The 20009-nt window shown below is 50.9% G+C and carries 20 protein-coding genes; 3 read left to right on the top strand and 17 right to left on the bottom strand.

Going from position 1 to position 20009, the window contains the following annotated elements; translation table 11 throughout:
* Nucleotides 1–191: 191 nt before the first annotated feature.
* The 3 genes from CPA50_RS19335 to CPA50_RS09160 form a co-directional block, all read right to left on the bottom strand.
* A complete protein-coding gene (locus CPA50_RS19335; protein ID WP_143750730.1) occupies nucleotides 192–551 on the bottom strand; it encodes a hypothetical protein in 360 nt (119 codons plus the stop codon).
* Between the two features lie 110 nt (nucleotides 552–661).
* On the bottom strand, nucleotides 662–1165 hold the full coding sequence (locus CPA50_RS09165; protein ID WP_096782083.1) for a hypothetical protein: 504 nt from the start codon (nucleotides 1163–1165) through the stop codon (nucleotides 662–664).
* Nucleotides 1162–2070: a hypothetical protein gene (locus CPA50_RS09160; protein WP_096782082.1), complete on the bottom strand. Its 909-nt coding sequence runs from the start codon at nucleotides 2068–2070 to the stop codon at nucleotides 1162–1164. The genes CPA50_RS09165 and CPA50_RS09160 overlap by 4 nt, the downstream gene beginning before the upstream one ends.
* Nucleotides 2071–2173: 103 nt before the next feature.
* On the opposite strand from CPA50_RS09160, the gene CPA50_RS19915 reads away from it, so the two are divergent.
* Complete coding sequence (locus CPA50_RS19915; RefSeq protein ID WP_202971761.1) at nucleotides 2174–2362, top strand: transposase; 189 nt, start codon at nucleotides 2174–2176, stop codon at nucleotides 2360–2362.
* 132 nt (nucleotides 2363–2494) lie between these two features.
* On the opposite strand, the gene CPA50_RS09150 is transcribed toward CPA50_RS19915, so the two are convergent.
* From CPA50_RS09150 to CPA50_RS09085, 13 genes are all read right to left on the bottom strand, one after another.
* Nucleotides 2495–2905 (bottom strand): hypothetical protein, encoded by a 411-nt coding sequence (locus tag CPA50_RS09150; RefSeq protein WP_096782401.1) that lies wholly within the window; start codon nucleotides 2903–2905, stop codon nucleotides 2495–2497.
* A gap of 126 nt (nucleotides 2906–3031) precedes the next feature.
* On the bottom strand, nucleotides 3032–3817 hold the full coding sequence (locus CPA50_RS09145) for an HNH endonuclease (protein WP_179397174.1): 786 nt from the start codon (nucleotides 3815–3817) through the stop codon (nucleotides 3032–3034).
* Between the two features lie 99 nt (nucleotides 3818–3916).
* On the bottom strand, nucleotides 3917–4315 hold the full coding sequence (locus CPA50_RS09140; protein WP_096782080.1) for a GFA family protein: 399 nt from the start codon (nucleotides 4313–4315) through the stop codon (nucleotides 3917–3919).
* A 70-nt stretch (nucleotides 4316–4385) separates the two neighbouring features.
* Entirely contained in the window at nucleotides 4386–5333 is a 948-nt protein-coding gene (locus CPA50_RS09135) for a zinc-dependent alcohol dehydrogenase (protein ID WP_096782079.1), read from the bottom strand.
* Between the two features lie 376 nt (nucleotides 5334–5709).
* A complete protein-coding gene (locus CPA50_RS09130; RefSeq protein WP_096782078.1) occupies nucleotides 5710–6054 on the bottom strand; it encodes a hypothetical protein in 345 nt (114 codons plus the stop codon).
* Nucleotides 6055–6149: 95 nt separating this feature from the next.
* Nucleotides 6150–6440, bottom strand: a complete 291-nt coding sequence (locus CPA50_RS09125) for an Ada metal-binding domain-containing protein (protein ID WP_096782400.1) — start codon at nucleotides 6438–6440, stop codon at nucleotides 6150–6152.
* An 89-nt stretch (nucleotides 6441–6529) separates the two neighbouring features.
* Complete coding sequence (locus tag CPA50_RS09120; protein WP_096782077.1) at nucleotides 6530–7930, bottom strand: hypothetical protein; 1401 nt, start codon at nucleotides 7928–7930, stop codon at nucleotides 6530–6532.
* 99 nt (nucleotides 7931–8029) lie between these two features.
* Nucleotides 8030–9034, bottom strand: coding sequence for a hypothetical protein (locus CPA50_RS09115; protein WP_227519537.1), 1005 nt, complete (start codon nucleotides 9032–9034; stop codon nucleotides 8030–8032).
* 761 nt (nucleotides 9035–9795) lie between these two features.
* Nucleotides 9796–10494 (bottom strand): NrdJb, encoded by a 699-nt coding sequence (locus CPA50_RS09105; RefSeq protein WP_096782075.1) that lies wholly within the window; start codon nucleotides 10492–10494, stop codon nucleotides 9796–9798.
* Between the two features lie 28 nt (nucleotides 10495–10522).
* Nucleotides 10523–12661: an adenosylcobalamin-dependent ribonucleoside-diphosphate reductase gene (locus CPA50_RS09100; protein WP_096782074.1), complete on the bottom strand. Its 2139-nt coding sequence runs from the start codon at nucleotides 12659–12661 to the stop codon at nucleotides 10523–10525.
* A gap of 244 nt (nucleotides 12662–12905) precedes the next feature.
* On the bottom strand, nucleotides 12906–13700 hold the full coding sequence (locus CPA50_RS09095) for an ABC transporter ATP-binding protein (protein ID WP_096782073.1): 795 nt from the start codon (nucleotides 13698–13700) through the stop codon (nucleotides 12906–12908).
* A 9-nt stretch (nucleotides 13701–13709) separates the two neighbouring features.
* Nucleotides 13710–14612 carry an ABC transporter permease gene (locus tag CPA50_RS09090; RefSeq protein WP_096782072.1) on the bottom strand — a complete coding sequence of 301 codons (903 nt, stop codon included), beginning with the start codon at nucleotides 14610–14612 and terminating at the stop codon, nucleotides 13710–13712.
* A gap of 69 nt (nucleotides 14613–14681) precedes the next feature.
* Complete coding sequence (locus CPA50_RS09085) at nucleotides 14682–15656, bottom strand: ABC transporter substrate-binding protein (RefSeq protein ID WP_096782071.1); 975 nt, start codon at nucleotides 15654–15656, stop codon at nucleotides 14682–14684.
* A gap of 240 nt (nucleotides 15657–15896) precedes the next feature.
* On the opposite strand from CPA50_RS09085, the gene CPA50_RS09080 reads away from it, so the two are divergent.
* Together CPA50_RS09080 and CPA50_RS09075 are read left to right on the top strand one after the other, a co-directional pair.
* Complete coding sequence (locus CPA50_RS09080) at nucleotides 15897–17564, top strand: AMP-binding protein (protein WP_096782070.1); 1668 nt, start codon at nucleotides 15897–15899, stop codon at nucleotides 17562–17564.
* A 129-nt stretch (nucleotides 17565–17693) separates the two neighbouring features.
* A complete protein-coding gene (locus CPA50_RS09075; RefSeq protein ID WP_096782069.1) occupies nucleotides 17694–18188 on the top strand; it encodes a thioesterase domain-containing protein in 495 nt (164 codons plus the stop codon).
* A gap of 8 nt (nucleotides 18189–18196) precedes the next feature.
* Here CPA50_RS09075 and CPA50_RS09070 read toward each other — a convergent pair whose 3' ends face one another.
* On the bottom strand, nucleotides 18197–19885 hold the full coding sequence (locus tag CPA50_RS09070) for an ABC transporter permease (RefSeq protein ID WP_096782068.1): 1689 nt from the start codon (nucleotides 19883–19885) through the stop codon (nucleotides 18197–18199).
* Nucleotides 19886–20009 lie beyond the last annotated feature (124 nt).

Genomic DNA, 20009 nt, shown 5'->3' with positions numbered 1-20009 from the left:
GGTGCAACCCGGTTTTTAAACGATTCTACGAACACCTGGAAGCCTAGAGCAAGATCCCAAAAGTCGCTCTGATTGCCTGCATGAGAAAGGTGATTGTGGTGCTCAATACCATGGTTGAAAACCAGGAACCGTGGCGTGAAAATATGGATTAATTTATGGAATTGACACCACTGTCACTTGTTAATTTTCAGTCACCAACGAATATTATATTTCTTTTTTATTTTTTTATAAAAACTCAAGTCATCTGCGATGTCATATTGATTCCAACCTTGTCCGACAATACCAATGTAGATAAAAAATATTGAAATAATAATAATTAATACGCCTCCAAATATTTTATCTGATATTGATCCGGAGCTATCCCAAAGAATATAGAGGAAAAAAATACCGAAAGCAGCGGCTATGAAACTTACCACTCGCCGGAATATTATCCAGGTAATAGCAGTTATTGTACGTATCTTGCTTGGATTGCCTTTACGATACGGAGATATATAAAAACAAAATAAGGAGGCTGTAGAGATGACTAAAAATAACCAAATCAATAATGGCATATTCATATCTGCATTGAATTATTGCAACTTAATAAGGCTGCAGAGAAATGCTAGCGCGGACACCCTCGCCAAACGCAAGAATTGTAGGGGGTTTTGGTGTGGGTATCCAATTAATGTTTCTCCGGGGTTTTGTTGTGGGTGTCTTTTCTATTAGATTCTTTAAGTAGACCCCACAACCGCACATAGTGCTCAGAAAAAAAGCGAATTCTGCTACTCCTGTAAATAAATCTGCAAACTGTAGCTGTTGTCAGGCCAATTCCGGCAATGTAAATCAAAGGATCGGCGACATAAAGAGACCACATACTAACCAAGAGAAGAAACAGTGCGTAGATGGTGCTCAACGCACTTAGAAAACGAAGGCTTCGAGGTTTCGCGCGTGTCAGGAGAAAGCTCGGGTGGATCACCAAAAAAGCGCTGAGTGCGCCTACTGCGAGAATTAACCCAGCCGATTCCTCGTGATTGGGAATCGGCTGAACATAGAGGGCGTAAACAGATAAAAGCAGGCAAGTATGCGTAGCCAGCATGCAAAAAGTAGCCAGCAAAAATGCTCCCATCCCGGGGGGATATAAACTGATATCCTGAACGTCGGCTGCCTCTTTCGCATCACGCCTCATTGAACTTCCTCGTAAATACCGATAGCAAGAGTGCGTACCACTCCATTGGAGGCGCTTCCCGAGAAGCTAAAGAACGCACCCAATGCATCTTTTAACTGTCGCTTTGTGGCATGAGAAATTTGAGTTTTGGTATAGCGCTTGGGTACCGTTCCATTTCGCTTAAGGAACTTGAGCATCTTGTTAGAAATGCCCGGCTTATTCATGCGCACGATTTCTTCGGTTAGCCGTGTTCTTTGACGGCGGCTGAGACCTTCCAGGGCTTCTCGGATAGTCACCCCCTGTGCATGCAAAGTCTTAACCATCCGCACCGTCACAAACCCAGCTGCCGCGGCGCCTCCAAGAGATATAACATCAAGACTTGTTGTCGCGGTGTTATACCATTCCTCTGAATCGATTTGGTCCTTGAATTCAGGATTACGGGCTTCTATTCCCACCCGCGCGAGACCATTCATGCACTGCAGTGAGCTTGCTGCAAATGCAGAGTAGGAGAGGGCTGTGAGCGCTGAACTGGCTCCACCGGTCAGAGGGATTGCACCGGTACTTCCGACAATAACCACCCAACTTAGCAGAGCAGCGCCACATGAAAGAGAGGCACCCAGCACTTCAGCCAACATTTGGCTTTCTCTCGGTGTTGAGGAAAGGTCCTGAGCGTGTTGGATGGACGAGGTTGGCTGGCGTGGCTCACGCAAAATTATCTTTATCGGTTCAATGCGGCAGAGCGGCTGAAATTCCCGAAGGGTAACAATGGTGTAGTTGGCATCGATATAAACAACACCGGCGCCGACAAGTTCGGGATCTGCATCAATAGCAGCGAAGAGTTTTTTCTGGTCGAGGCTGTGCTCGAGTCGAACGCGTAGCTGTCTTTGGGCGAAAGTTTCGCCAAAGGGTTGTAGAGCGGCATTCATCTTCTTTCATCCTTGAAGTAGAAGGTCCATTGAGCGGCGGATTGTAGGCAAACTCAGCTGACGGTACAAGCGAGCAGGTCACTGCATGACTCTAAAGCGATAACTGAACCGCAAAGAGATTGATGCGCTGGTCGGCATTGCCCCCGTCAACCCGGATAGCGGCAAGCTCAATGGCAAACGAAGGATACGGGGAAGGCGTCACAGAGTGCGAACGGTGATGTTCATGGCCATGCTCTCATCTGACCAGGGCACCTCTGCTTTTAAAAGCTTCTATGAGTACCTGAAAGCCTAGGGAAGCTTCCAAAAGTAGCTCTGATTGCCTGCATGAGAAAGATGATCGTGGTGCTCAATACCATGGTTGAAAACCAGGAACCGTGGCGTGAAAATATGGCTTAATTTATGGAATTGACACCACTGTCACTTGTTAATTGGATACCTCAATGTACCACTTGGGCTTGATGCGCCCGAAATCCCGGCGGACGTTTGATTTCAAAGCCTTTTTGGAATCCAGCACCTTTGCCTCGCCGCCCTCTCGGACAAACACCACCCAATGCCAGAATGGCTTACCCCGTTCCGTGCGCCATTTAATAGCCATGAGAGCCTTGTCTGGGAGGCGCTCCCAAGACTGGAAGGGAGTTTCTTTGGGCGACACCGAGATACCGAATTCCCGCAGAAGCTTTCGGACGTACTCAGTTTCTGACCATAGCGCTTTATCTGCGGCGTAAATACCCAGAGCGTTGGCCTTCCGCTTGGCCTCAGCATAGCTAACACACGTGAGAGCAGCGCTTGCTGCAATGCCGCAACCCGTTGTTTCTTCCTGGATGACTGGTTCCATGTCTCTACCAATTAACGCCGCCATAAATCGCGGCTTTGGAGTTGCTTGGTTTGTGGTAGCGTAGCGTTAAGCCACAAACCAAGCAACGGAAAAGGCGTCGATTTGATGGCCTTGTTAAATGATGAACTACCAAAATACTGGCAACGCATTCGAAGTAACCACTTCATGACCGCTCTTCTTTCCATTGCAGGCTTCGCATAGTATTTGTAGATTAGTTGGATCGTTCACACCATTGAGGGCGATAGGAATAATGTGGTCGATCGCAAGCTTTCCGTTCACATGATGTAGTGACGTTAAATCGGATTTACATATGGCACAGAGGCCTTTCTCTCTACAAAATAGCGCCCGCTCCAGCCATTTGGGCCAATAGGTACACCTTGCCGTTCTTGTGCCAAGAATACCTGCAATTTTTAAATTGAAAGCCTTCATTGCTTCACGATCGGAAAATAGTAATGTAAAAACTTCAGGGACAATCAAAGAAGGTAGATTATTCAACACAATGTCTTCTAGATATTCTATGGCGTATTCGTATTTATATTGTTCTATATGATCTTCGGTTACTACTATTGTTTTCCCCGTTTCGTCATCACGATAGTGCTCTTCGATATATTGCTCAAGAGTTGTATATTCAATATTGTGGGCTTCAAGCATGGAAAATACTGGATTAACATCTTCGTAATCCCAGCCACCACCACGGAAATAAAAATTCAAATCATCGCGTACAACATAATCAATATAGTCATGTAAAAGTGACCATTTTTGTGGCCTCGATATTTGATTATCTAGATCACTTGCTATATCAATAGGATCAATCAAAAAGTTATCTTCAAAAATTGCTTTCCTAACCTTGTCGGCATAGGAATATGATTCACTAAAATTGAAAACATGGCATTTCTGAAGAATTTGGCTCATTCTCGATTCCATTTAACGCTTGCAGCATGCGCGCCCACGGAATGGAGCCGAAGGCGCAATGTAGTGGGCGTCGCCGAGCCTGCACTTGTTATCACTGACTCAGTCGTATTCCGCATTCTGAGGCAGATCGTCCGTGATATTGAACCAGGGCGCCTTACTGCCAACGTACACGTGGCGCTCCGCTTTAACTCCCGGGTCGGTATCAAGTGTTCCAAGTGGGAAACCATAGACCTCGGGNGCTGCATCGAATTTAGTGTAGAGGCTAGAGCCGCAGTTTGAGCAAAAGCCTTTNTGCTCACCCGGGGAGGATTCGTAGAACTTCAGTAACTCCTNACCTTTGACGGTNTTCCAATCCGAGGACCGCACCTTAGCCCGCGTTCTGAACGCCGAGGCATGAAGCTTCCGGCACATTGAACAGTGACAGTTCAGAACATCCGTCAGAGGACCATTGATTTCGTACTGAATACCCCCGCAGAGACAACTACCTGTTTGCTTCATTTATTCACCTCCTTGTGTGATAACGCCTATGCGAAGCGGCGGCTGAAAGCCGTCCGTCTTACGCTATTGGTTATACTGATTTTTGCGGTCGAAGCACGGACTTTATTGGCTCAAAATCGCCATTTTCGTATGCCATAAGCTCGGCCTCAACCTCACTGAAACTCACGTTTCTTACCCACTTAGAACTACAACCCTGCACTAGCTCCATTGCTTTCGCGAACTGCTCCCTCGAAAAAACAAACGATCCAATAAACGTTTTTTGCTCTCGAATCATGCGTGTGAAATCAACACTTAAAGATTGCGAAGCAAAGCCAAGGAAAACGCTTTTTCCATTTTTCTTCGTTCGATTAATACACTCAGTGCGAGCTACCTCTGTGCCAACAGTGTCGAACACGATGTCGAATTCGCGACCGAAGGTCCGAGCTACCTCGCAAGCGCCAAGTGACAAAGCAGCTTCTAAACGATTGGGAGATAGATCTGAGACAAATACCGATCCGCAGCCCTGATCCCGAGCCATTGCTGTTAAACCTAAACCCAGTAAGCCAGCTCCTACAATCAGTACTGAGTCGGTTGGCTTTGGTTGAGAGCGCTCCCACGCATTTACGGCGTTTGCGAACGGCTCGATGAACGACGCTTGCTCCCAGCTTAATGAGGCGGGTAGATGAACGAGAGCGCTCTCTGGAACCGATACCTGTTCAGCAAAGCCCCCAGGTCTTTGAACACCAATCAGATTCCAATCGTTGCAAAGTTGGGATTGGCCTTGGTTGCAGTAGAGGCAGTCCCCACAACCTGATAGTGGAAAAACCGCTATTCGTTGACCTGCGGTTGTTACGCCGCACAGCCCATGCCCCATTATGTTTGGAAGAGGCCGAAGCCCTGGATTCTGAAGTGCCGCTACTTCGCTGCCACCAAGCCCTGTGACCTCTACATCAATGATCACCTCGCCTTGACTTGGCTGTGGTGGAGCGACATTTTCGAGACCAAATTTGTGCGGGCCCTTAAGCAAGAGAGCTCTCATTTAGGTTACACCTCCCTGTATAACGCTTGCAGTTGCGGCGGGTACGGAGCGCAGCGTAGTACACGTCCGACAACCTGCACTTGTTAGTGGCCGGTTCACCCGACCGTTTATCCCTGGCACCCAAACTCGAATGCCCTCTGCAATGCAGCTTGCACCCAGCCTAGCCCATGGCGCAAAGAACCAGAACACGAAACTCCCAGATTTTGCAGTGTTTTGCGGGGAGAAGAGCTGAACTGAAGTGAAAATTTGAAAGCAACTCCCTGCTCTACTACCTAGATCCTTCCGAGGCCTTGGCCATTAACGCCAGCCATAAGCGGCGCCCTGACAAGGGCGTCCGGTGGAGGGCCATCGGCCCGGAACAACCTTAATGGCCTTGTTATACGTGTTGATACTTGGACAGAATTCGACGGCACGCATCCGAAACCTCCGTTCTGTATGAGTTAATAATTCCACGCAACTCATCATCGGATTTTTCTAGCATGGCGGCAGAACATAGCGGGCGAACCTTCTTTGTTGGCAAATGATCTGTATCAGACGCAATCACGCCAAAAACATGGAACTCCGTCTCCCAAACTTCGCCGACAAGACGAGTACCAATGGAATTCAGCTCCAACACGTTCTCTAGGTAGTCTGCGTCAGACTCGAGCAATGAACCAGCCAGCTCAATCGCTTTTGAGGCACACCGCTTCAACTCTGATTCATGGGTAAAAACTCTGTCCATAATTTACGTATAACGCTTGCAGCATGCGCGCCCACGGAATGGAGCCGAAGGCGCAATGTAGCAGGCGTCGCCGTGCCTGCACTTGTTATGGATTGTCACTTGGGCAGCGACTTCCATGGGTAAACATCCTTACCCTGTGGCCCAGTTTTCCAGTCTTTATACTGCGCAATCATGCACCGCCCGCACGGTCTGTAACCAGACTCAATAGCATCTTGCTCATTCGCAAAAAAGACACGATGTTGTGCGTAACCTTTCGAGAGTGCACCGTTTGCTGCTGAGCAATCCAAGCGACCATATATTCTGGCTTTAGAGTTACCGCCCAGGGTTCCAGGCGTTTCGCTAATGACGGTAGTTCCATCTGCAGCCAGCAACTTATACTTTTTCATGGTTACTCCCATACCCATAACGCTGGCGTAACGGGCCGGTTTGGAGCGCCAGCGGAAAACCGGTCCCGTTGACGCATTGGTTATGCCTTTTAGAACGGAATATCGTCATCGTCCTCTTCGTTTTCTACTTCGGGATCAATGTACTGGTCCTCTGTTAACTTTTCCCGCAATGCTTTGTACGAGAACCCTTTCTCTGAAATTTTTTCCCAGAAGTTTTTCCAGAGCTCTCGATGACTTAACGGCGCGGCTTTCGTCTCGGTGTAAAGGCCAGAAAAGAATGCTCCAATCGCGCCAGCGTTCAGTACCTGATTAATTCCATACGATCCAGTGTTGTCTATCGCACCATTGAAAACGTTTTCTAGATCTTTGTCATTGAAGGTAGAGCTAATCGGAAGCAGCAGCTGATTCCCTCTAAACTCAGCCGAATCGAAGCTGAGCGACTCAGAAAACAAAAGGATGGACCTATCTTTAAAAAAGACCGAAGGGTAGCCCGCAATTACTTTGGCTTTCTCGACATTGTTTAAGCGATCTATTTTTTCAAAGACTTGATTTCTTATGTCTGCGTTTATATCAACCAGCCGGGTGACTTGGTATTTTGAAATCTCCTCAGGACTCATTGCATTGATTAGCCCTTCGATACGCACCCTTTCTGCATGTTCAACTTTAGACCAAAGCTCATTTCTCAAGCTCAGGAACGGGAATATCCGTTTGAGTCGAGTGTCATTCGCTTCAGATAGCATGCCCACCAGCTTGTTAGAGACAACTTCCGCGTAGATTTCGGGATATAACCTTTGTATCGCGCTCAAGGAAGCAGATAAACGATTTAATAGTTCCTGTGAAACGCCTGTTTCGTCGCGAAATATCCTCTTTAAAATGAGGATAGCTAAATTTCTTACCCCGCTATCTTTTACTCGTCCCAAATTATTTTCCGATGAAAGCAAAGTGAAGGCTTTCTCCTCATCCTCTGGAAAAGAGGGCTCGTTAATCAGCTCGTACAGTCTCTGAACAATTACCTTGCCCTTCACTGGAGGGTGAACTAACAGATAATTAGCCGACTGAACAATGTATGCTAAAGCTAATTCTGCGGGCGGCGAGAATTGACTACCATCATCCGAAAATGTCGGATGCGCACATATATTACGGTCATCTTTTAAGCGTTCTAAGTGTGATTTTTCAATTGTTGAAATAAGTTGCAGCTCATCGCAAGCAATATTGAGTAAGTCTCTTTCAAAATCCAGCATAGCTCTTGGGTCATTAGGCTGAATTTTGTCTAGCTGCTGTTCCCATTTTTTTGCCGCAGGGTCTTCACTAAGGCTAAGCTCTCGTATCTTTTCGATTATATCTACGCACACGGCAATCCACGTTGTGATCAGGGATGCTCGGTATGCACCTGTTCGGTATGCAGCAATGGATTCGTTTAGATAATTTTTCGCGTGGACGTTACGGACATTTTGAATTAGTTCGTCCAAATTGCTTAGATGTAATCTCAAGAATAATCCTCTCGTACACGGGTGCCACCGAGGGCATAACGCCCGCATTTGCGGCTGGTTTGGAGCGCAGCGGAAAACCAGTCCGACAACATGCGCTTGTTAAGAGACATTGGCACGCTCCGCTTCGTCCAACTTCTTTAAGGCGAACTCGCCCCTTTCATATACAGGGTGAGATTTATCTGAAGCAAACTGTTCAGCAAACACTCTAGCTACAGAACCTAGATTGCCTAGCTCTCGTATCAGAATCTCTGCTGAAACCCGTCTAACGATAGAAGAGCGATCTTTAGAGGATCGTTTTAGCAATTCGAGCTGTGGGGTTCTTATATTCAGTTTTCGCTCCGCGACGACAGGTTTTAGCCGGCCTTCGCAATATCGTATATCGGTCCACTCCCACTTCCGGCCTTCCATCCAGACAATCCGCCCTTCAAATAAGCTGCGGTATGCTTTCGCTCGAAGCGATGGCTGAACAGCAAAACTAGCAATTTCTTCAATTTTTTCATCAAGTATCGACGTGCGACCGAGCTGAGAAAAGAGTGATGGCATGGGCCCGGAAGCCGATGAAATCAGCTTAGACCGAAGGGACTTTGCTATTTCCTTTTCGCAAATGATTTGCAGAAGAACATCTTTATCCACATCTTCTATTCTGCCCCAAGAGTTCCAATTGGAGAGTGCGACGCATAGCGCTTCAACCACATATTCGGGGTCAGTTGATCTTGCTATTTCAGGAAGTTTGTCCCTTGCTGCCTTACGAACCTGGGGCACCCAGTCATTAAGCCTACGAACAGCAAGAGAAAAAAAGAATGTATTCGGTGCCGCCCCAGACAGAGCTCGTAAAGCTTTTTCTCGTTTGTGACCATCCCAGCTAATCAGGTCAAGCCAGGTTACTAGTTCTTTAGGCTTCGTCCATACCTTCCACTTTGGAGGATTTGACTCTCTTAGTGCCAACGAAAACTCAGAGCGAATCAATCGCTCCCAGAAGTCAAAGCTCGAAAGAGGCAACTCATCCGTGACATCAATTAGTACAGACATATCAGCCACGACCTTACTGCCCGAGTTTATCGAGTTAGCAAAGTCTTTTACTGCTGAAATAATCTTATCTTCCATGATCTGCGATTGTTGCACCTGCTACTTGCCTCTTAACAGCTAATTCAACGACAAATGACATCTATCCAAACGCGTCTATTTCCCAACGTTGCACATGCCACCCATCAAATTTTTCTTTGTTATCAAAAAACTACCTAACCTGAAAGATAGTCTGGCTGGAGATAAGCGTCAATTGTCGGATTTCCCCAAAAATATCCGTTCGCTTATCTCCAATCATTCACCAGTAACTATTATATATTTTTCATAGGGTTATAAGGATCTACCCCTTAAGCGCATGCGTTTTTGCGACATTTGTCGTATATCTCCGTTTTTTTACAGTCCGGTTCCCCGTAGATCAGAACAACAGGTAGGTGGCGTAACCTGCAATCATGGCCATGGAAAAGATTACTGTTAAAAGCGCCGCTAAGAGCTTTAGCGTGAATAAAGCCCGCAATAGAATGAGTTCGGTCTGACTGGCTCCGGCACAGCCGCCGCTGGATGTAGCACCTGCCGAGTGGTCTGTCTTCGGGGTGTGAAAGCATGGGTTGCGTTATCAAAGTGATATCACAATCACTTGTTAACTTGTTCAGCTCCAAGCGTCATAAAAAACTATCGCAAAACCAGCCATTTACCACCGCCAGTCCGTCAAATTCCGTAATATCGCCTCGCAATAATGAAGCGGTCACGCGAATACATGTCAGTGGGTAAGGGCACAAACAAAAAAAAAGGCCCGAAGCGCTAACTCCAGGCCTTCCTGTTTATCTACCAGTTAATCACTCACTTCAACCGCACTTGCTGTCGCCACAGGACAAGCAGGTGGCACAACCGTCCATCACGATAACAGCCTTGGTGTTGCACTTGCTGCACATGGTGGCGTTGGGTGGGTAGTCGCCGGCTTTGTCGTCGTTGGTTGCTTTGGCGTTGTTGGCTTCAAACTCGGCACGCTTTTCGGCGAGGATGCGTTTGGTGGTTTCGCTCATTTCCTCGGTTTCCATCAGGCCTACGGCCTTCAGGTGCTTCTCGATAACCGCGCCAATTTCAGCTACCAGTGAGGGCATGAATACGCCGCCTTTCTTGAAGTAGCCGCCGTTGGGATCGTATACCGAGCGTAGCTCTTCCACCAGGAAGGTCAGGTCGCCGCCTTTGCGGAATACCGCAGAGATTACGCGGGTGAGGGCGATTACCCACTGGAAGTGCTCCATGGATTTGGAGTTGATAAACACTTCGTATGGCTGCCGGCTTTCGTGGTCTGTGCCTTCGTTGAGCAGGATGTCGTTAATGGTGATGTACATCGCGTGCTCGGCCACCGGTGGCTTGATTTTATAGGTGGTGCCCACCAGAAAATCCGGCCGTTCGATGTATTCGTTCATCTTCTGGAGTTGGGGCTCCGCCTTTGCCGCTGCCTGCTGTTCGCTGGGCGCGTCTGTGTCGGCTTTCTTAACCCGGTAGCCGACGATTTTGTTGCTGATTTTAACTGTCATGTCTTTTGTCCTGTGTCGGTGTTCCGGATCAATACTTTCCGTAAGTGCCTTCTTTGAGGGCGTCAAACAGGTTTGCGGCGGTGTGGGTTTCGCCGTCGTACTCTACCTTTTCGTTGCCCTTCAGGTTTACCTTGCTGCCGTCGTCGAGGGTGAACTCGTAAATGGTGTTTTCAAGGTCTTTCTCTTTTACCAGTACGCCCTGGAAGGCTTCCGGATTAAAGCGGAAGGTGGTGCAGCCTTTCAGGCCCATGTCGTAGGCGTAGAGGTAGATGCTCTTGAAGTCCTGGTAGGCGAAGTCGGTTGGTACGTTCGCGGTTTTGGAAATCGAGGAGTCTACCCACTTCTGGGCGGCAGCCTGTATGTCTACGTGCTGCGCCGGGCTTACGTCATCGGAGGTGGTGAAGTAGCTGGGCAGTTTTTTGTCTTCTTCGTCTGAGAAGGGCATGGCGCCCGGGTTAACCAGGTGGCGATAGGCCAGCAGCTCGAAGGAGAACACATCTACTTTTTCTTTGGTCTTGCGGCCTTCGCGGATCACGTTACGTGCATAGTGGTGCGAGAAGCTTGGCTCAATGCCGTTACTGGCGTTGTTGGCCAGTGACAGGCTGATGGTGCCGGTCGGTGCGATGGAGGTGTGGTGCGTAAAGCGCCCGCCTTTCTCCGCCAGTTTGGCAACCAGTTCCGGTTCAACTGCGGCAATTTCCTGCATGTAGCGGCTGTATTTGGCGTGCAGCAGGCGGCCTTTCAGTTTGTCGCCCAGTTTGTAGCCGTCTTTTACCAGCTGCGGGCATTTACCCAGCATTTTGGGAGTAACTTCAAAGTCGTCGTCCATAATCGGCGCAACGCCTTTTTCTTCGGCCAGAGTCAGCGACTGGCGCCAGCCTTCTACGGCCATTTCACGTACAACGTCTTCGGTGAACTGTACAGATTCCGAAGAACCGTAAGGCATACGCAGCATGGCGAGGGTTGAGCCCAGGCCCAGAATGCCCATGCCGTGGCGGCGCTTGTAGGTGATTTCGTGGCGTTGCTCAGGGAGCGGCAGGCCGTTGATTTCAACTACGTTGTCCAGCATGCGGGTAAAGATGCCCACAACCTTGCGGTACTTTTCATAGTTGAAGCTGGCTTTTTCGGTGAACGGGTAGTCCACAAATTTAGTCAGATTCACAGAGCCCAGCAGGCAGCTGCCGTATGGGGGCAGGGGCTGCTCGCCACAGGGGTTGGTGGCGCGGATGTCTTCGCAGAACCAGTTGTTGTTCATCTGATTGACCTTGTCGATCAGGATGAAACCGGGCTCTGCGTAGTCGTAGGTGGAGGTCATGATGGTGTCCCAGATGAACTGGGCTTTCAGGGTGCGGTAAACACGGCAGGCTACCTTGCCTTCTTCATTAACCACATAACCATCGAGAATCGGGAAGTCGCGATACACGAACTGGTCGGGATCCGCCAGGTCCAGGCCTTCTTCTTCCGCTTCTTTTTTGGTTACAGGGAAGGAGAGCTTCCAGTCTCCATCGTTGCGAACGGCCTCGATGAAGTCTTCAGTGATCAGCAGCGACAGGTTGAACTGGCGCAGGCGGCCATCTTCACGCTTGGCCTGGATGAAATCGATAACGTCCGGGTGGTGAACGTCAAAGGTGGCCATCTGGGCACCGCGTCGGCCACCGGCAGAGGACACGGTGAAGCACATGCGGTCGAAGATATCCATGAAGGACAGAGGGCCAGAAGTGGTTGCTCCGGCACCGGCAACGTAAGCGCCTTTCGGGCGCAGGGTAGAGAACTCGTATCCGATACCACAGCCAGCCTTGAGGGTGAGGCCTGCTTCGTGGTTTTTCTCCAGGATGTCGTTCATGGAATCCTGGATGGAACCGGATACAGTACAGTTGATGGTAGAGGTTGCAGGCTTATGGGCTTCGGCACCGGCGTTTGAAGTAATACGCCCGGCGGGAATGGCTCCGTTCTTGAGTGCCCATACGAAGTTTTTCATCTGCTCTGCGCGCACAGACTTGTTTTCAACCTGGGCCAGGGCAGTTGCAACACGCTGGTAGGTGGCGTTGATGTCCTTGTCTACAGGTTCGCCGGTCTTGGTTTTAAGCTGGTACTTGCTGTTCCAGATGTCTAGCGAAGTTTCCTGCATCGGAATCGTTGAAACTACTGCCTCTGCCTTAGCGTTCATTGCCACCCTCAATCTTCATGTGTTTCGGTTGCCGGAAGCACCGCGTGGCGGTGCTGTCTTCATGTAAAGCGTTGCAGGCACCAGTATAGGTGCGGGTATCGTCAGAATCACTATATATGGGTTTATTTTGGATGAGTATAACAGGATATAGTGGTTTGTGAATTTAAGCGGGACTATTGATCGGAGGTTTCTGGCAAAGAAAATCAATTGGAAAAGGGGCGGGAGAGGCTCCCGCCCAGTCGTATCAGCCTAGCAGCAGGCTATCGTCGTCTACGGAAAGTCCGCGCTGGGTTTCAAACAACTCCAGAAGATCCTTAACTTCCAGGCCTTCGCGGTCTTTGCCTTCAATATCGAACACCACTTCGCCCTGGTGCAGCATTACTGTGCGGGTGCCAACTTCCAGCGCCTGTTTCATGCTGTGGGTGACCATCAGAGCGGTGAGTTTCTGCTCTTCAATGATGTTTTTTGTGAGTTCCAGCACAAATGCTGCTGTTTTCGGGTCCAGTGCTGCGGTGTGTTCGTCCAGCAGCAGAATGGCGGAGGGTGTCAGGCTGGCCATTAGCAGGCTGACAGCCTGCCGCTGACCACCGGAGAGCAGGCCCATCTTGTCGCCGAGGCGGTTTTCAAGCCCGAGGTTGAGGGAAGAGAGGCTTTCCCTGAACTGTTCTTCGTACTGTTTCTTTACTGCCGTGCCCAGGCTGCGGCGTTGGCCGCGCTTGATGGCGAGCGAAAGGTTTTCTTCGATGCTCAGGCCTTCACAGGTGCCTGCCAGCGGGTCCTGGAATACCCGTGCCACGCGGCCCGCCCGTTTGTGGGTGGGCAGCTTGGTAACGTTGAGGTTGTCGACAATAATAGTGCCGCTATCAACCATAACTTCGCCAGCAAGAGCGTTCAGGAATGTGGACTTTCCGGCACCATTGCTGCCTATCACGGTAACGAACTCGCCCTGGTTTACGGTCAGGCTCATGCCCCGGAGTGCGGGGTTTTCCAGCGGTGTGCCTTTGCCAAAGGTCAGCCGCAGGTCGGTTGCACTGATCATATTGTCTCCTCAGGCCTTTTTGCGGGTGAATTTGCTAACCACGGAACTGCGGATTCCGGGCAATACAATTGCCAGGGTAACCAGAACGGCGGTTATCAGGTTCAGATCCTGCGCCTGCAGGCCGAGAAAATCTGCGTTCAGGGCGAAGGCAATGGCCAGGCGGTAAATAATGGCGCCAACTACACAGGCTATCAGGGCGCGAACAACGGTTGATGGTGTAATTACGGCTTCTCCACCAATCAATGAAGCAAGGCCGATAACAATTACGCCAACACCCATGGTGACATCTGCGGCACCCTGGCTCTGGGCAAAGAGTGCGCCTGCCAGCCCGACCAGGCCATTGGATACAGCTACGCCCAGGATGATCATGGCACCGGTGGCAATGCCCTGGGCGCGAGCCATCCGGGCGTTTGCACCGGTTGCCCGCATGGCGAGGCCGGTTTCTGATTTCATGAAGCGCCACAACAGTATCAGAGCAATGAAGATCACGATCGTAAATAGCAGCACCGGCACCTGATGGTAGGCCAGACCCAGTGAATACCAGGGTGTGAGCACTGTGTCTTCGCCGAGCAGGGCGATGTTTGGCCGGCCCATAACCCGGAGATTGATGGAATACAGGGCAATCATGGTGAGGATGGAGGCCAGCAGGTTAAGAATTTTCAGCTTGACGTTAAGAATGGCAGTTACGGCTCCGGCGGCCATGCCGGCGAATACCGCGCAACCTGTTGCCAGCCAGGGGTTCCAGCCTTCAATAATAAGGACGGCTGCAACCGCAGCGCCCAGCGGAAAACTGCCGTCAACGGTCAGATCCGGGAAGTCGAGTACACGAAAAGAAAGATAGATGCCGAAAGCTACCAAGCCGTAGATAAGCCCTGTCTCGACTGCGCCATAGAATGCAATGTTACTGAGCATGGGGATGATTCACCGTGAAAGAAAAACGGGCGGGCTCCGGATAAAGAGCCCGCCCGTGTAGGTAAGGCGTTACTTGCCGCTTTTGACGACTTCTGCCGCTTCAGCAATAACATCATCTGAAATGGTGATGCCCATGCGTTTACCAGCTTCCGGATTTACAAACAGGTTGAGCTTTTCCATGGTTTCTACCGGCATGTCGCCTGGTTTTTCACCTTCGAGGATACGCGCAACCATTACGCCAGCCTGGCGACCGTGATCGTAGTAGTCAAAGCCCAGTGCAGCAACGGCGCCACGGGAAACTGTGGCTGTGTCGGCGGCAAATACCGGGATTTTGGCCTGTTCGCCAACAGAAATGACTGCTTCAGCAGCACTGACTACTGTGTTGTCGGTTGTCAGGTAAATGGCATCTGCTTTGCCCACCAGAGAGCGGGCGGCGCCCAGCACTTCGGAGGTTTTGGTGGCAGCACCTTTAACCAGTGTCAGGCCACGGGCCTGCAGGCGTTCGTCGAGCAATTCGATCAGGGATACAGCGTTGGCTTCGCCGGGGTTGTATACGGTACCGATGCGCTTGGCATCCGGAACCATACGCAGCAGCATATCCAGATGTTTGTCGATGGGCAGCATGTCGCTTACGCCGGTAATGTTAGCGCCGGGTGCCTGGGCATCCTTTACCAGCTTTGCGCCTACCGGATCTGTTACTGCGGCAAACACCACCGGGATGTTGCGGGCAGCAGCGGCAATGGTCTGTGCCGAAGGTGTAGCAATCGCCACAATTACGTCGGGGCTGTCACCGATAAATTTACGGGCAATCTGGGATGCTATGGCGGAGTTACCCTGTGCACTCTCATGCATGACTGTCAGGTTTTCGCCTTCTTTATAGCCCCGTTCTGCCAGCTCATCTTTTACGCCCTCGTAAACGGCATCCAGCGCAGGGTGTTCAACAATCTGCGTAATAGCGACAACGCGAGGCTCTGCAGCCTGCGAAATGCTTGCCATTGCCATTAAAGATGCGCCCAACAGGGTACGCAGGATTTTCTTGGCCATATGCCCATCTCCGAGGTCTTTTGCGGTGGTTACGGTTTTAAGGTGCGAGAGTTTATCACAGCCCCGCCCCCTTGGTAGTAGGGCATGTTAACGTGGATTTGAACGGATTGACTTTTCCCCGGGGCGAGTTTTCGTGCAGTTGTCCCGGGTGGCCCTTTGATTGGCCATAATCTATTGAAATGCTCTACTAAAGTCTAAATAATGAGTTTATAACTCAAATAACGAAAGCAAGGATGGTCCATGGACACAACAATCAAACTTCCCCTGGATATGGTCTACCACTGGGAGAATGCCAAGGCGAATTCCTTGTACATGACTCAGCCCGTCGGTGATGGCGAAGTGGTTGAGTACACATGGAGCCGGGCAGTCGATGAGGCGCGCCGTGTAGCCTCGTATCTCAAGTCACTTGGCCTCCCCGAAAAAAGCCGTATCGGCCTGATTTCCAAAAACTGTGCACAGTGGGTCATGACTGACTGGGCTATCTGGATGGCCGGGCATATTTCCGTGCCGCTTTATCCCACGCTGAATTCCGATACAGTCAACTACGTGCTGAATCACGCGGAGTGTGAAGTTCTGTTTGTGGGCAAGCTGGATGACTGGGACATGATGAAGTCTGGCGTGCCGGAATCTGTGCGCTGTATTTCTTTCCCCCTGAGCCCGCCCAACGATTTTGAAACCTGGGATGACATTGTCGCCAGGTTTCCGCCGCTGGAAGAAAACGTGCAGCGTGATCCGGATGAGCTGGCGACGATTGTTTATACCTCTGGCAGTACCGGCAAGCCCAAAGGCGTCATGCTGAGTTTCCGGAATATGGCTTTTGCAGCCGATGGCAGCCTGCAGGTTCTGCAGGTTGGTCATGAAGAGCGTATGTTGTCCTACCTTCCGCTGGCCCATGTATTTGAGCGGACCTTTGTTGAGCTGGCGTCACTGTATGCGGGCTTCCATATATTTTTCGCGGAATCGCTGGATACCTTTGTTGAGGATATGAAGCGTGCGCGGCCAACACTGTTCCTGTCTGTGCCCAGGCTGTGGGTCAAGTTTCAGCAGGGCGTTCTGCAAAAGTTGCCGCAGAAGAAGCTGGATACGCTGCTGAAGATTCCTGTGGTGAGCAAGCTGATCAAGAAGAAGATTCTCAAGGGTCTCGGGCTGGATCAGGCCAAGCTGGCCGGAAGTGGGTCGGCGCCGCTGGCCAGCGATGTGCTGGACTGGTACCGGAACCTTGGCCTGGAGTTGCTTGAAGGCTATGGTATGTCTGAGAATTTTGCCTATTCTCACATCAACAAGCCGGGGCGTACCCGTACCGGCTATGTAGGTGAGTGCATGCCAGGTGTGGAAACCAAAATCAGCCCCGAAGGCGAGATTCTGATCAAGAGCCCGGCCACTATGGTGGGTTACTACAAGGATGAAGAGAAGACGAAGGAAACCTTTACCGATGATGGTTTCCTGAAAACCGGTGACAAAGGTGAGATTGACGAACTCGGGCGTCTGAAGATTACTGGCCGGATGAAAGAAATCTTCAAAACCAGCAAGGGTAAGTATATTGCGCCTGCACCTATTGAAAACCGGCTGATGGCGCATCAGTCGATTGAGATGGTGTGTGTTTCCGGGGCTAACCAGACCCAGCCCTTTGCTATTATTCAGCTTGCTGAGGCTATCCGGCCGAAAATGGCCGACCAGAACTTCCGTAAGGAGCTTGAAGCCAGTTTCACCGATCTTGTGGCTAAGGTGAACAAGACAGTAGACCCCCATGAGCAACTGGCTTTTGTGATCGTTGTCAGTGATGAGTGGTCGATCGAGAACAGCTTTCTGACTCCTACGATGAAGCTCAAGCGAAACGTGGTGGAAGACGCCTACGAAGGCAATGTCAACGATTGGTATGCGAAAGGCCAGAAGGTAATCTGGCAGTAATCCGTGAGCTGATTGCCATGTTCAGACCAGGCCCGGCTCCGCCGGGCTTGGTTCGTTTCTGAACCGGCATTGGTCGCATAGGGGTAAGCGGGCAGCCCGCTTGGAACCAGTTTATATCAGGAGAAACTTATGACCCAGCTTTCGGCATTCCAGAGGCGCATTCATGAGGAAATTCCTCTTTCCCGTGCCCTTGGGATTGAACTGCACTCGTGGGACGGCTGCGCGCTGCTTCTGAGTGCGCCGCTTGAGCCCAACCTGAATCACCAGGGCACTGGTTTTGGCGGCAGTGTGTACTCGGTTGCGGTAACCGCAGCCTGGGGGCTTACAGAACTTGCGCTTGCAGATCTTGGCCTGAAGGGCAGTGTGGTGGTTCAAACAGGCAGCATTGATTATCTTGAACCGGTAACCTCTGATTTTTACGCAATCTGCCGGCTGCCGGGGGATGAAATCCCCGAGCGCTTCAGAAAGAGCCTTGCAAGACACGGCAAGGGGCGGCTGGATCTGACAACGGAAGTGTTTTGTGGCACGCCCAATCCACTGCCCCAGGGTGATCCGGTTGCTGTGTTCCAGGGGCGGTTTGTCGTCCAGGATGCCCACTCCAGAATAAGCGCTCTGGAGTTTTGAGGTGTATATCAGGTCATCGAGCGGCTATTGGAGATTGATCGGCTCATCAGAATGATGGGGAGGATACCGGCCAGTACAATAATCAGGGCTGGCAGGGCGCTGTGGTACAGCCGCTCATCAGAGGCAAACTGGTACACGTAGGTGGCCAGGGTTTCAAAGTTGAATGGCCGGAGTATCAGCGTGGCTGGTAACTCCTTCATGCAGTCCACGAAAACCACCAGTGCAGCGGTAACCAGGGTTCCACGAAGCATGGGAAGGTGCACCTTCACCAGTGTTTTGCCCGGGCTGTTGCCGAGGGAGCGGGATGCCATATCCATGCTCGGGGTGATTTTCTGCAGTGCACTTTCTACGCTACCGGCAGACACAGCCAGAAATCTCACTGTATACGCATATACAATAGCGAAGGCGGAGCCGCTGAGCAGCAGGCCTGTGCTTACATTGAAGGTGTTGCGCATCAGGGTGTCCAGCCAGTTATCGAATCCTGCCATAGGCATAATCACGCCGATTGCCAGAACGGCGCCCGGCATTGCATACCCCAGGCTTGATAGGCGCATGAGCACCTGCATGCCGCGGGTGTCGTGAAGCCTGCGGCTGTAAGCGAGGGTGACACCGATCAGCAGAGTGGTCAGTGCGGCTGTACCTGAGAGAAACAGGCTGTTAAATGTGTTGCGTATAAATGCCGGGTTCCAGCTATCGTCAAAATATTCCCAGGCGTAAACACCCAGTGTCACACCAGGAATAACAAAGCCGAATATTACCGGCAGCGCGCACACGGCAACGCATACCAGCTGTCTTGGAAATGACATGGTAAAGCGGCGGATTGGGTCGCGGTTGTCTCTGCCGGCGTATTGTTGCTGGCGCCGTCGGGAATAGCGCTCAAGGGTCACCAGAATAACCACAAATATGAGCATGGTTGTGGCTATCTGGGCTGCACCACCAATATTGCCAAGGTTCATCCAGGTGTCAAACAGGCCAGCGGTGAGGGTTTGTACCGCAAAGAAGTCGACCGTACCAAAATCGTTCAGTGTTTCCATCAGTACCAGTGAAAGGCCAACTGCAACAGCCGGGCGGGCGATGGGCAAAACTACTTTAAAGAAGGTGCTCAGGGCTGAGTGGCCAAGGCTGCGGCTGACTGCAAACAGGGAAGGTGACTGTTCCAGAAATGCGGCACGGGCAAGAAGGTAAACATAGGGGTAGAGCACCAGGCCGAGCATCAGGGTGGCCCCTTCGAGGCTGCGAATCTCCGGGAACCAGTAGTCAGCGGCACTGGTCCAGCCAAACCAGTCTCTCAGAGCGCCCTGAACCGGGCCGGCGTAATCCAGAAGGCTGGTGTAAACATAGGCAATCACGTAGGCCGGAACAGCAAAAGGCAGCAGCATGGCCCATTCAAAGAACTTGCGCCCCGGGAATTCGCACATGGTGACGGCCCAGGCGGATGCGAGGCCGATAACCAGAGTAATGGCGCCAACTCCTGTCATGAGTTTGAGTGTGGTGACAAGGTAGCGGGGTAATGTGGTGTCCATCAGGTGTGGCCAGATATTTTCTTCGGGGAAAAAGGCCAGAAAAATGACGGAAAGAACCGGCAGAGCGACGATGGCAGTGGTCAGTATCGCGCTGAATAGCCAGCGGCGAGAGGTACGCTTTGCCAGCAGGGGCGGGGTTAGCCCTGGGTCAACGCTGGTCGCGGCCTCGCTCATAGGATTCCTGTTAGTGAATTGGAGTAGGTAAATATCCAGCTCTGGCTGTTCCGGGAAAGGCTGAGCCAGATCGAAGGGTAAGGATTGTAATCAGCTCAAATTGTCGCTGCAATGACTGGAGTCA

Source organism: Marinobacter sp. ANT_B65, from assembly GCF_002407605.1.
Classification (GTDB): Bacteria; Pseudomonadota; Gammaproteobacteria; order Pseudomonadales; family Oleiphilaceae; genus Marinobacter.
This window is presented reverse-complemented; position numbering and strand designations above follow the sequence as displayed.